Consider the following 13,651-nt stretch of genomic DNA (forward strand, 5'->3'; position numbering starts at 1 on the left):
TTGATACCTTTATATAGGATAATAAGTTTAAGGCCAGATATCAAATATATAAAAGGAGAGATTTATACTATGAGTACAACACTAGAAGTAGCTATTTTTTTATCGATGAATGGAAGAGCTAAGGAAGCTATAGAATTTTACAAAGAACATTTTAACGCAGAGGAATTGCTACGTGTCACCTATCAACAACTAGCAGAGCGTGACAGCTCCATACAGCTTACGGATGAAAATAAGGATTATATTACTCACTCTGTCCTGTTAATCGGAAAAACAAAAATAATGATAGCAGAAGATACAATGAATACGAATGAGAAATATACAGTGGGCAATAACACTTCATTATGTATTCAAAGTGCTGACTTAGAGGGGATTGAAGGTTTTTATAAAAGCTTAATCACAGACGAGCGCGTGAAAATTATTGCTCCGTTATCTAGCAATGTGTTTAGTAAAGCCTACGGTATCATTGAAGATCCCTTTGGTATTCAAATCCAACTCATGTTTGATGAAAGATTACATTAAAAAAGCTTCCTGCTTCTAAAACAAACTTAGTTTAATATTCAGCCGACTTAATTTCAGGTGTATTGTCCTGAGTTTGGCCGGCTTTTTTTGAGAGTGCTATCTGAGGAATATAAATTATTTCAATTCCCCGGTGTCCTTCATATATTGATAATGCTGAGTGAGCTGCTGAAGGGTCGTTTCTTCATTAAAACTGAAATCATTCGATAAAAAGTAAGCGCGTGAGAGATCCTTTTGATTTTCAAACTGGTAAGGCAGTTCATCAATGCGCCTTCCTCCCACGCGGCTGATCTCTGGGAATTCAGCAATCGCTTGAGACATTGCATAAATCTTTTGGGAGAACTCTGGGATTGAATTTGGTGGAATTGAAATCACATAATCGGTGGTTCTCAGGAACTCGAGAAAGCTAGTTTGGGTGAAATCTGTTTTCTGATAAGCTTCCCAAATAGCATCGGTATTCACGGGTTTACCCAGAATCCTTTGATAGACATCTGCATATTTTTTAATCCAGAGGACTTCCTCGTAATTCTTAGAAACGTTATATTTATCAGTTTTGTGAAGAGGATACTGGATAATGTACTGTTGGTAGTTAAATTTGATGTCTGGATTGAGCTTAGGGTAGAGCTCCAAAATGTCGGATCCATCGTCATTTTTTCCTATGACTCTTGAATATTCAAAATCAATAAAATAGTATGCCTTCATATATGCTAGAGCATTCTTCACATATTTATCTCCTGACTTGTGACTCCCCGAGAAGCACCCTGTCAACAGAATACAGCAAATGATCATCAGAATGGAGATTTTATAAGAGCCTCTCATCACTCATTCCCTTCTTTCATCTGTTCATAACTGCTAACAAATTGCCTATAGATTTCATAAGAGTCGTATGGTTCAGCAGAAGCGAAATTGTGGCGGATCAATTGCAGCTTTGTACTGCCTTCAAATCTGTATGGAAGTTCTATGGTGGAACCGAGCTGATTGACTAAATTCGGAGAAGGTGGTCTGTGCGGATAGAATCCCTTTATAATCTCATAAAAGTCCTTGGATAACGGAATGAAATCTTTTTCGGTAACTCCATCGATGATATATGGTGCGGTTCCATCCCTCTCGTATGTAGATTTGTAAATCTCCCCATACTTCAGCGTTTCACTGAAATAGTCAGAAGGGAACTTGAAATTTAAATGTCTGGCGTACAATGAAGGGGCATAAGCAAAGAAAAGACCGTCTAGATAACTTTCCTGATGTTGTTCCGAACGAAAAATTGAATAGTATGATTTCGCATAAATGGAACTGGCAAAAAATTTAATGTTCGGATCATTAATGGGAGATAAGATTAGTTTCTCATAACCGTCTTTGTTGGTTACGCCCGTCCGTTCTACTACTTTGAATTGTAGGTTGTATCTTGGGGAGAGTGTGTTCAGAATATCTTTTTCGTATCGATTGCCAGACTTTGGACCTGGTCCACAAGCTGTCAACAGTAGGATTAAGGCTAGAATGATCAGTAAGTAACCATAATTTGTTCTACTCATATACGCCTCCAGTATTTTGAATTTATGTCCATTATATACCATACCCCGTTTTCATAATTAAGTTAAACGCGATTACCGATAAGATTAATAGATGGATACTGTGATTACCAAAAGCATGCCATTGTAATTATGTTTAAATGGAGGAAAGACGGATGAAGAGGATTTTTAGTGTTTTGCTAATTGTATTACTGGTTACACCAGCACTCGGCACTACTACCTTTGCGAGCAGTACGGTGAAGGCTAAGGTAACCGAGAGCAGTACATATTTTGATGGAGAACAGCGGAACCTAAATGGGTTCAACATATCGAATAACAATTATTTCAGACTACGCGATTTGGCAGAGTATTTCTCGGGAACGAGCAGCCAGTTTGATATCACTTGGAATAAAGCGAACAATGCGATTGAGATCATAACTGGACAAGCTTATACGCCCGAAAAGAAAACAACAAGTAACTATTATAGCCGCAATAGAAATTATGCAGCTACGCTTTCAAATTCTAAGGTGCTGGTCAATGGACAGTTGCAGTCTATTACGGCGTACAATATTGATGATAACAATTATTTCCAGTTGAGAGATTTGGCGGGTAAAATTCCGTTCGATATTGAATTTGACGTTCAGTCTGATCGCATATCGTTATTCTCCACAATCCCAGATCATGCTTACCGGGTAAAGACGGCGGCTGTAGCTGAGAGTAATGCGGAATCTTCTTATTTTCCTAGATGGAAAAGTACGGCCTCTTCTTATCTTGTGAATAATAAGGATGGGACTGTAAGTGTCATTGAGGCGAACAAAGAGTTTACGATTGAAACGTACAGTGAGAAGTACGAACTAACAGGCAATAAGAGCATTCCTTTTGAGCTTCCGGTGTTTGGTGGCTTCTTTAGTGGGGAGAAGTATAACTATATTGCTTTTGGCCAAGAGAACCGCGAAGAGAATGATAGCAAGGAAGTCATTCGTATTGTCCGTTATGATAAAAGCTTCAATAGAGTAGACAGTGTCTCCATAAAGGGTGGGGAGAGCTATACCGTTAGCCCGTTTGATTCAGGCTCCGGTAGTATGGCTGAGGCTGGGGATACGCTTGTATTTCACACCTCACGTACAAGATACACGACAGAAGATAAATTAAATCATCAATCCCAGCTTACCATTATCGTAAATACTAAATCCATGACGGTGACCAATGATCTGGGAAGATTCCAGAAGAATCATGTCAGTCACTCTTTTGACCAATATGTATTGTTTGATGGTGCAGCGCATGTTCTAGTCGATCATGGCGACGCTTATCCCCGTTCGATTGTTCTGAATAAAGGAGACGGAGCCAGTTATAACGAAGTGGACTTATTTAATATTCCCGGCAAAATCGGAGCGAACGCGACGGGTGTTTCTATAGGCGGATTTGAGATGTCCCCGGCGAACTATATAGTCGCTATGAATTCGGTAGATCATTCCCTAGTCAAAGAGTATACATCTTTTGAGATGGTGGGTTTAGAAACGGACCAAAGGGATGTCATGCTTAGTGTGTTGCCCAAGTCCAACCTGAGCAGTACTTCGGTGAATCACATTACCTTGGCTAAATATGTAGGCACGAACCTGATCGCGTCCATCCCTAAGCTAGTAAAAATCACAGACGACAAAATGATGGTGCTGTGGCAGGAGTTTGATAAAGAGAATCATCCGGGTGATCTGAAATATGTTCTTATAGATGGAGCGGGAAAAGCTACTAGCGACATCCAAACGATCAAGCATTTTGCCTTATCAGAGTGTAGTCCTATTATTAATGGAGACAAAATCATTTGGTATACGAACAATAAAGGATCCAGAGTGTTCTATTCGATCCCGTTAAATTAACGGATTCAATTAATAACAAAGTGGGTAAATTAGACTATAAGCTATAAATAGGACCTTCTAAATAGAAGGTCTATTTTTTCACGCAAAAATCACATCATCCATGGAGGTCGCTATGCATCGCGTAAATCTAAACCAGGAACAATTCAACCAACAGGTGATTAATCACGCCTCCTTTGGGATCGCCCTTTTATCGCCAAATGGTTTGATTCTGACCGTAAACCCGGCCTTTGAGCAGACTTTTGGTTATTCCACTGAAGAGTTTGAGGGTATGCGGTTAGAAGACCTTTCTCACCCCGAGGATTTCGGCAACCTTCATGATTTAAAAGCAGTTTTGGGTGAGGAAACAGAAGTGCAGATGGAAAAGCAGTTTATCACAAAAAATGGAGATTATATTTGGGGACAGCTCACGCTCCACCTTTTCAGCGACGAGTCGAACCAGCCAGCATATTTCATTTGCCAAATCGTTAACATTACAAAGCAAAAGGAATCCGAGCAACGCCTTCAGGAGTCTGTTGAACGGTATACGTCGCTTAAAAAATATAACCATGACGCCGTCATTTCTTTTGACCTTGACGGTCGAATCATTAACACCAATAGTATGGCGGAAAAGATAACGGGCTATGCCATCGAGTCCGAGTTGATCGGGATGAAGCTTGCGAGTCTGATTGGAGAAGAGAATGTCCAGCGCATTCTGGAAAGAGCCCTTTACGATAATACAGTTGAGCAGTATATCAATAAGCTTGTCACTAAGGACAGCGAAGTCGTTGAAGTGCTCACCAGTATTGCGCCTATTTATGTGAACAATCATAATATCGGATTTTATCTTATATGCAAGGACATTTCCGAGCAAAGGCAATTGTCGCTAGCTAAGGAAGCCGCAGAGTCCACGAATAGAGCTAAAAGTGAGTTCCTGGCTATGATGAGTCATGAAATTCGCACTCCCATGAACGGGGTGATCGGCATGACTGATATTCTGCTTGAAACAGAGCTTAATGAAGAACAACGTGAATATGTAGAAATCATTCGCAAAAGCGGAGGAATCCTGCTCAATATAATCAATGATATTCTTGATCTTTCAAAAATTGAGGCAGGCCGCAGCGAGCTACAAGAGGATACATTCGATCTGCGAACTTGCCTCAAGGACAGCTTTTCTGTTATTGCAATAAAAGCTGAACAAAAACATCTGGAGCTCACCAGCATCATAAATCATGATGTTCCTGACTTTATTTACGGTGACGAGGAACGCTTGAAGCAGGTGTTCTTGAACCTGCTAGGGAATGCTGTGAAATTCACACCCGCGGGCAGCATATCGGTAAAAGTGAGGCTTGTAAAGGATGATCCCTTCCTGCTGGCCTTTACGGTAACCGATACTGGCATTGGAATTGATCCTGATCGGCTTACTGATATTTTTGAACCGTTTGAGCAGGTGGATAGCTTTATGATGCGGAGACATGAAGGCACGGGTCTTGGCCTTGCCATCAGCCGCAGAATTGTCGAAATGATGGGTGGTGAGATCTATGCGGAGAGTGACGGCAAGAGCGGTACGTCGGTTACCTTCACAATCAGGCCCAAGAAATCAGTGGTAATTCCTAGCCAAAAGGCTAACATTAACAAGCTTCATACCGCACGTGAGGCAAGAATTTTACTTGCTGAAGACAACTCTATCAATGCGCTAGTGCTGACCAAAATACTCGAAAAAATGGGTCACAGTGTTATCGCCGTCACAAACGGCATAGATGCGGTTGAAGCAGCACGGAAAGAACCCTTTGATCTTATTTTATTGGATCTTCACATGCCCATTATGAACGGTATAGAGGCTATGAAGATGTTAAGAGATGAGCATCAAGAGAAATGTCCGCCCATCATCGCGGTCACGGCTAATGCTTTGAAGGGTGACCGTGAAAATTGTCTAGCTGCCGGAATGGACGAGTATATCAGCAAGCCTGTAAAGCGTGAAGTCATCATAAAGATGTTAGATCAGTTTGTGATCTAATATAAACAGCATAACCTCTCAGTGATATTATCCCCTTCAGGTGAACAGTAAAAAGCCAGTCCATTACTGTTACACTTGGAGGGGATCGCTCTATCCATTGAATTACATAGCATTGCACGTTATACTTTGAAAAGAAATACGGACCCGCTTATCATATAACAGATCCGTCCTTCTATAAGGTATGGATCTTATTTTTTGTATGTATATATTCAGTCAGAGACGGAGGCGCAACATTGCAGCTAATCAATCAATCGGAAGTACAAGATAGGATCGACCTGCTTAAAGATCAGGATCTATATATCCATCTTGAGATGACAACGGGAGCCTACGCTGCCCATTTAGATAGTTCGAAGCATCCAGCCGCTACTTTTATTACCAATGCTGTTATTCGATATTCCCATGGTTCGATTTCCGGCAACGGTCCTTATCGGGTCGGCTTAAAAATGTCGCAGGGCTGGGTTTACTCGGAAGGGCTAACTCACTATGAAGAGAGTGAGACAGGCAGATTGATTATGGCTGGACATGATGCTCAAGGCAAACTGATCGTATCGTTACAATTAAGCCGAGAGCCGTTCTAATGGAAGAGGAGATGAAGAGTTCTGTGGAAAAACATATTCTTGTTATTTTGCCACATCCGGATGATGAGGCCTTCGGTATATCAGGTACCCTTGCCAAACATATACAAAATGGGACCCAAGTTACCTACGCATGCCTAACGCTTGGAGAAATGGGCCGAAATATGGGCATCCCGCCCTTTGCGAATCGGGTAACCCTCCCGGAAATACGTAAGAAGGAGCTGGAGGAATCCTGCGAGGCTATTGGCATACAGGATTTAAGAATGCTTGGTTTTCACGACAAGACGATAGAATTCGAAGATCAAGTCTTGCTCGATGGGCAGATTGATGCGCTCTTGAAAGAGCTTAAACCTTCGTTGATCATCACTTTCTATCCAGGGTACAGCGTACATCCTGATCACGATGCTACTGGAGCCGCAGTGATCCGAACCGTTGCAAGACTTCCAAAGGAAGAAAGACCTCCTGTTCACTGTATAGCTTTTGCTAATAATATTGTAGAGATTGGGGAGCCAAAGGTTATCAATGATGTGAGAGATTTCCTCAAGCACAAGATGGCGTCCATTCAGGCGCATCGTTCCCAATTCCAAGCTGCTGAGCTGTTGGGCAGCAAACCTTTAAACGATAAAGAGATCCAAGCTCGTTTTGGAACAGAACATTTCTGGATTTATCCGTTTGAATGATAATGATCTAGTCAGAATTTTAGCGGTGATCTGTTGTCGGTGCTTAACCGGTGATAGATCGCCGTTTTTGTATGTGAATATTCAACTTTTCAGCGGGGGACGGTGGGAATTTAAGGCGAGGCCTTAAGACACGGGTAATTTGACCTAAAAAATTACTAAGGACTATCCGATATAGAAGATACTAACAATTGAAAGGTGATTAAATGCGAATCGGTCACAACATCACGTCTTTAAATAGTTTGAACAGATTAAATAAAAATAATAAATCTATTACAAGTTCACTAGAGAGGTTATCTTCTGGACTTCGGATAAATATAGCGGCAGATGATGCTGCAGGATTAGCAATTTCTGAGAAAATGAGAGCACAGATTCGTGGATTGTCTCAGGCAGCAAGGAATACACAGGATGGTATTTCACTAATTCAGACTGCTGAGAGTGGACTTGGAACTATACAAGATCCTAATCTGCTAAGACTACGGGAGCTTGCAATACAGGCTTCAAATGATACCTTAACAAATTTTGATCGAACATTGATTCAAAAAGAAGTTGAGCAGATAAAGCTTGGGATAAATGATATTGCTAATAACACTCAATTTAATGGAATTCATTTATTGAATAATGACCTCGAAGTAAACACGAATATTACCCCAGTACAGGGCAATATAAGTACGAACTGGACCGCTAACATACCTGCCAGAGATTTATCTAAGACTTCAGATGGAGGTTACGTCGGAATAAGAATTCCCGGTAATAATCCCTTCAAATTAGATAGTATGGGTAATCTGGTTTGGTCACAAGCAATTCCTAATATGGATGTGTATAGTATTAAGGAATCTAGTGATGGTGGTTATATTTTATTAGGAAATGATTTCTCAGCAGGGGCAATTTCCGATCAAAGGATAAATATAATTAAATGGGATGCGAATTTGAATGAGCAGTGGAGTACAGGGGTATCTGGTGTCTACTCCATTATGGGGAATGAAGTAATTGAGACTAGTGACGGTTCCTTTATTGTGGCAGGGACGGGTTCCGGTATTCAAAATTGGGATGGCCTTATGGCTAAATTTAATAGTAGTGGTGTGCAACAATCCACCTCGATAGTGGGTTCTTCACAATCCAATCCTGTTGGCTATGGAAGCGAAGAATTTAATTCTATTATTGAAACTGCTGACGGCGGTTATTTGGCTATTGGTTCATCAAGTCTCAAACTAAACGGTTCTTATACCGATAAGTCAAGCTGGGTTGTGAAATATGATAGTAACTTAAATCCGTTATGGGACACACGAGTCGGTGCTGCTGGGGATGATGAAGGTTACCAGGCCATCGCAACCAGTGATGGAGGGGCCATAATTGTTGGTTCTTATAACGACTCTACTAAAACTAGTGGATTAATCTATAAACTAGACAGTAGTGGAAACGTATTGTGGGAGAAGAATATCTCAAATGAAACTTCCAACTCCAGTCAACTTACTAGCATTACAGAAATGAAAGATGGGAATTACATCGTTGGAGGAATAGTAGATAATAATTATCGTCTTTCCATCTTTGATCCACAGGGTAATGAATTGGCTAATGTTAATCTAAATGGTGGGGGCTCTACGGATAGACTAAATAACATTATTAGTAATGATGACGGAAGTTACACTTTTTCAACTACAACTGGGATAACCAATTTCAATGTATCTTACGGATCAAACCCTGGTACCACATATGATTACAAAACAGTAAATCTTCAGGTGGGAGCAAACTCTGGGAATAACTTCGCTGTTAAATTAACAGATGCTAGAACTACTGCTCTGGGAATTGCGGATATAGATCTTTCAACTAGACAAGGTGCCGAATTAGCGATTTCGAAAATAGACAAAGCTATAAATACCGTTTCATCCAGGCGTTCAATGTACGGCGCGTATCAAAATGCATTAGAACATATCCATAATAACCTAACCAATTACGAAGTAAACTTAACAGCAGCTGAATCACGAATAAGAGATGCGGATATGGCAAAGGAAATGATGAAGCTTACCAAATACAATGTCTTATCTCAAGCATCACAAGCGATGTTGGCTCAAGCTAATCAACAGCCTCAAGGTGTGTTAGAGTTGTTAAAATAGGGCTATACATACAGTCTATGCATTTCAGTGCATAGGCTTTTTTTAGAATCTATGATGATCTAAGAAATGATTTACAAAAAAATTTCCAGAGACTATTATATTTCTATGCGTAATATTTTCCTTTTTTAACTAGATTATTGTAAGAATTTATCTTTGGAGGTTCAAATGAAAAAGCACGACAAAATCATTTCCTTCATCTTCATGTTCATTGTGATGGTGACGGCTATTTTCTGGGTGAACTCAACCACTAGTTGGACTATGATGGGTACCCTTGCTTCCGTGGCCTGTTTCGTACTTTTTGTATTATTGGGACTCCGCACTATACCTGTTTTGACAGATTTTGTTCTGACAAATCCAGCACCTGAAGTAACTCTGGAAAATAAAACACGGGACAGAAAGCAGGCTTGGCTATATATTATCGGCTGGGTAGTGGCTAGTCGGGTCTTGCTTATGATTATCGGTTATATATTTTTGATCATACAGAATGGCTATTCCGGTGGTTTGTTTAACAAAATAGCTGAGACCTGGCATATATCAGGAATCGACGCTTCACATTATTTGGGCATCGCGGAGAATTGGTATGTGACGGAGGGAGATCCGAAATACCATATTGTATTTTTTCCTTTTTTTCCAAATCTAATTAAAGTAGTTCAGGTATTCGTAGGGAATTATCTCGTCGCTGGATTTATCGTTTCTAATATTTGCTCGCTTGTTGCTGCCTTGGTCGCCTATGAGCTTGCCGCACTAGACATGCATCGAAAGAGTGCTATGCGAGTAGTAAAGTATATTTTTATATTTCCGGCTGCGTTCTTTTTCTTTATTCCTATGACCGAATCTCTATTTCTGGCCTTATCGCTGTTGTGTTTATATTTTGTGAGAAAAAAAGAATGGCTAATCGGATGTTTATGCGGTGCACTTGCAGCGTATACGCGTTCTCCAGGGGTGCTGTTGATTGTACCGGTTGCGATTGAATTTGCACGGGAACTTATCGGGAATTATAAATTACTAGATAAAAAAGCGTTTATACATAAACTGACCACCGCCATTGGCTGTCTTGCTATCATATCGATGGGTTTGCTGGCTTATCTTTATATCAACTACTATGTTACGGGAAATGCTTTTCAGTTCAGTATTTACCAGAGGGAGCATTGGTCACAGAAGTTCTATCTCTTTTTCGATACCGTAAGATATCAGATGGAATATGCGGTGGGCACCTTTAAAAGTGGAGATAGCCGTTCTTTTCTCGGCATGTGGCTGCCTAATTTAATCGCTATATTCTCAGCACTAATTATCATGTTTATGGGAGCAAGAAAACTACGGCCATCCTACACTGCTTATTTTATCGTGTATTTTGCTTTCGTAGTGGGAGCTACCTGGCTGCTGTCAGCCCCGCGTTATTTGCTTGTTGCATTTCCGCTAGCTTTTGCAGCCGTTGCGCTCACTAATGAAAAGCCGAAGGATGTTGCACTCACTGTTATATCTGTTGTGGGTAGTATACTGTACTTGGCAATGTTTGTAGCGGGATATCCGGTGTACTGAGGAATCGTGTTAAAATAGGAGAACGCCTAGGTGCGTTCTTCTTTTTTATTGCGAATAATCTTATAGAAACGATGGTGGGTATGAAGATTGATTACGACAATCAGGTGATCGAGTTTAATGTTCAATATGGAAACGGAAAAAAAATCTCCATTCATATAGATTCGTCAGGGCGCATAACACTCAAGGTTCCTAAGAAAACATCTGAAGAGACGATTAAAAGTGTGGTTGAGCGTAATGGCAAAATGATTGTGGAGAAGCTGCAAAGTCTCGAAGCGGCTCGTGAAACGCCAAAGATGATCAGAGCCTACGAAGATGAAGGGAAGTTCCTGTATCTAGGCAAATATTATTCTCTGCATGAGCTTATAGAGACAGCGGAGCTAAGTGAAGAACAACTTCAGTTAAAGCTGAAAAAGTTCTATTTCTCTAGCTGCAAGAAGCTTATAGGAGAGCGGATCACTAGGTACCAGACGCAGCTTAGAGTAAAACCTAAGAGTATCGAGATTGTAGAGTCCAGGACCAAATGGGGAAGCTGCAGCTCCGATAAAAAACTAACCTTTAACTATCGTCTGGCCATGGCTCCCGTGGAGGTTATCGATTATGTGATCATCCATGAGTTATGTCATTTGCTGCATATGAACCATGATCGCTCCTTTTGGCGACGGGTTGGAAGCCTAATGCCGGATTATAAGGAGAAGGAAGAATATTTAGCAAGATATGGACGGGCTATGACGTTATGAAAAAAAGGGTATTCCAGTGCAACTAGAGTAATGGTTGCCGGGAATACCCTTCGTTATTTTAACCCCTTTGCAGCAATCGATAGAGGTTAAGTGCCAGTTGAATCTCGAATAGCTCATCTGAGTTTTTCAGATCTATATTTAGCAAATCTTTGATTTTATCAATCCGGTAAATAAAGGTGTTGCGGTGAATAAACATCGCTTTGGCGGCTTCGGTTACATTCTGATTGTACATAAAATAATACTCCAAGGTAGACATGAATCTCGTATTCATCGTCTGGTCATGTTCATGGATGCCTCCCAGAACTTTGTTAAAGAATGTCTCCATTTCCGTAGGCTTAATATTGGAATCCAAAAAATGATAGACAGAATAATCCTCGAAGTGAGCAATGCTCCGGCTGTCTTTATTAAACCGCTGCATGAGCCGCATAGCTTCTTGGGCCTCGAAGAAGCTTCGATGGAGCGAAGCAAGTGTCTTATACTGACTGCCAATGCCGATGAGAAAATGATTTTTAGTCATTTCCTGAGCCAGCAACTGCAGCACCTCTTGAGCAAAGGCTTTCGTATCGCTTACGGAAATTGGCGGTTTATTTTCATTTTTTCCGATCAAGATGATGATTTGCTGATTGCGATAGTAATAGATTAGCTCTCCACCTGCATTACTGGACAAGCCATAGATCAAATTGACACATTTTTTGACCATATGCTCCATTTCGTATTTTCTATAAACCATGTCCGTGTAGTTTTCCAGCTGTGTAGCTTCAATATGGATAACTGTACAGTAATACGCATAGTTAACTTTAAGCCCATGCATAGCAGATAGGGAATGCAGTGTTTCTGTTGAAGTAATATTGCCAGCTAATAAGTCGTCGAAGAAGTCCTGCCTAATTTTATGCTTTACCTCTTCGATTTCCTTGGCTTTGATCCGGTCCAGTGCAAGCATCGTGGATACATGCTCTAACGCGGTGTAGTCAAATTCAACCAGCTTGCGTACCGTTTGCAGAACGACGATATACGCGTAAGCGTTACTGGATACAGAAACCGGCATAATGCAGCACTTGTACGGCTGTCCCTGAGAATAGTAGGTGCGTTTGATGGATTTTTTGATTTCAGTAATATACTTTGGGAAAGCTACCGTGAACTCTGGTGGAAAAACAGGCCTGTTCTTCACCAGTGGCAGGAATTCCTGAAGTGGAGATGGGTTATCCTTATGATCTGTATAGCAGAGTAGGTTCCAGTCTCTATCTAATATAAGAACAGGGTTGTGGATCGTGTCGGACAATTCCGCCGATATTTGCTCAATACCGCCTCCTTCGAGTGCGATTTTGAACAGCGCATTATGAAGGTCGAGCGAACGTCGGTTCACTGCATCGTAATCCGCGTTGGTCTTTTCGTTAATGATCGCAATGACTCTGGACAAGGTGTATTCAAAAGGGAGCTCCAGTAGCGGGAGTCCATGCTTATCAGCAAGCTCGATCATATTCTGCGGGATAGCATCGAAATATCGCTTCATTTTGATGCAGAGTCCTGCACAGTTATTCTCCACCAGCTCATGAATGAATTTGTTCTGCAGCTCCGTGCTGTCTTTGAAGATATATCCGGTGGATAAAAGCAGCTCGTTCGAGGTCAGCCAGTCAAATACGTCCGGATTCTCGATGATATTAACTACGGAGATTTGATTGTTTAGGCCAGAATGCCCCGCAACGATCTTTATGCCTTCGATGGATTTGATTTGTAAGATATCTTTTATCGTTAGCATCAATTCACACCTCTCATCTTCGCCCATTGTGCAATGTGCATAGTGATTACTTGTTGTTTTTAGTGTTCTTGTATGATGACCCCCAGTGTGCGGAGGACTACAATAAGGGTGTCAGGTAACGTTTATCCGTTAAACTGTGATATATTTCACAAAAATATCCTTTTTCACACAGAAAGCAGCTCAATCTTCATCATTCTTGGAATTTTATGAACTGAGTGTAACATCTTCTATCATTCATCATCAACCGTTAAGGTTTTTTTATGAGAACGCTTTCTATATAGGATAACCTGACAGTAAGTGACCAAACCATTATCTACTTCCTTCTCAAGGGGGCGATCAAACGGAGCATTCTCAGAGCAAGTGTA

General features: G+C 40.9%; 11 protein-coding genes. 8 read left to right on the forward strand and 3 right to left on the reverse strand.

Going from position 1 to position 13,651, the window contains the following annotated elements; all coding sequences use genetic code 11:
• Positions 1-69: 69 nt before the first annotated feature.
• Complete coding sequence (locus tag NSQ55_RS03940) at positions 70-519, forward strand: VOC family protein (protein ID WP_076128596.1); 450 nt, start codon at positions 70-72, stop codon at positions 517-519.
• A 114-nt stretch (positions 520-633) separates the two neighbouring features.
• Here the strand turns inward: NSQ55_RS03940 and NSQ55_RS03945 are convergent, their stop codons facing one another.
• On the reverse strand, positions 634-1,239 hold the full coding sequence (locus tag NSQ55_RS03945) for a hypothetical protein (protein ID WP_139329906.1): 606 nt from the start codon (positions 1,237-1,239) through the stop codon (positions 634-636).
• 95 nt (positions 1,240-1,334) lie between these two features.
• Positions 1,335-2,045, reverse strand: coding sequence for a hypothetical protein (locus NSQ55_RS03950; protein WP_248549440.1), 711 nt, complete (start codon positions 2,043-2,045; stop codon positions 1,335-1,337).
• 152 nt (positions 2,046-2,197) lie between these two features.
• Here NSQ55_RS03950 and NSQ55_RS03955 point away from each other — a divergent pair, with 152 nt between their 5' ends.
• The 7 genes from NSQ55_RS03955 (at position 2,198) to NSQ55_RS03985 (ending at position 11,530) form a co-directional block, all read left to right on the forward strand.
• A complete protein-coding gene (locus NSQ55_RS03955) occupies positions 2,198-3,895 on the forward strand; it encodes a hypothetical protein (protein ID WP_339171395.1) in 1,698 nt (565 codons plus the stop codon).
• A gap of 112 nt (positions 3,896-4,007) precedes the next feature.
• Positions 4,008-5,888 (forward strand): PAS domain S-box protein, encoded by a 1,881-nt coding sequence (locus tag NSQ55_RS03960; protein WP_339171398.1) that lies wholly within the window; start codon positions 4,008-4,010, stop codon positions 5,886-5,888.
• A gap of 233 nt (positions 5,889-6,121) precedes the next feature.
• Complete coding sequence (locus tag NSQ55_RS03965) at positions 6,122-6,466, forward strand: YojF family protein (RefSeq protein ID WP_076128602.1); 345 nt, start codon at positions 6,122-6,124, stop codon at positions 6,464-6,466.
• A gap of 23 nt (positions 6,467-6,489) precedes the next feature.
• Positions 6,490-7,143, forward strand: coding sequence for a bacillithiol biosynthesis deacetylase BshB2 (gene bshB2, locus NSQ55_RS03970; RefSeq protein ID WP_038574105.1), 654 nt, complete (start codon positions 6,490-6,492; stop codon positions 7,141-7,143).
• 203 nt (positions 7,144-7,346) lie between these two features.
• Entirely contained in the window at positions 7,347-9,254 is a 1,908-nt protein-coding gene (locus NSQ55_RS03975; RefSeq protein WP_339171401.1) for a flagellin, read from the forward strand.
• 165 nt (positions 9,255-9,419) lie between these two features.
• A complete protein-coding gene (locus NSQ55_RS03980) occupies positions 9,420-10,793 on the forward strand; it encodes a hypothetical protein (protein WP_339171404.1) in 1,374 nt (457 codons plus the stop codon).
• 80 nt (positions 10,794-10,873) lie between these two features.
• Positions 10,874-11,530: a SprT family zinc-dependent metalloprotease gene (locus NSQ55_RS03985; RefSeq protein WP_038574107.1), complete on the forward strand. Its 657-nt coding sequence runs from the start codon at positions 10,874-10,876 to the stop codon at positions 11,528-11,530.
• A 58-nt stretch (positions 11,531-11,588) separates the two neighbouring features.
• On the opposite strand, the gene NSQ55_RS03990 is transcribed toward NSQ55_RS03985, so the two are convergent.
• Complete coding sequence (locus NSQ55_RS03990) at positions 11,589-13,286, reverse strand: PucR family transcriptional regulator ligand-binding domain-containing protein (RefSeq protein WP_339171408.1); 1,698 nt, start codon at positions 13,284-13,286, stop codon at positions 11,589-11,591.
• Positions 13,287-13,651 lie beyond the last annotated feature (365 nt).

The organism is Paenibacillus sp. FSL H7-0943 (assembly GCF_037963265.1).
Lineage (GTDB): Bacteria > Bacillota > Bacilli > Paenibacillales > Paenibacillaceae > Paenibacillus_AQ > Paenibacillus_AQ odorifer.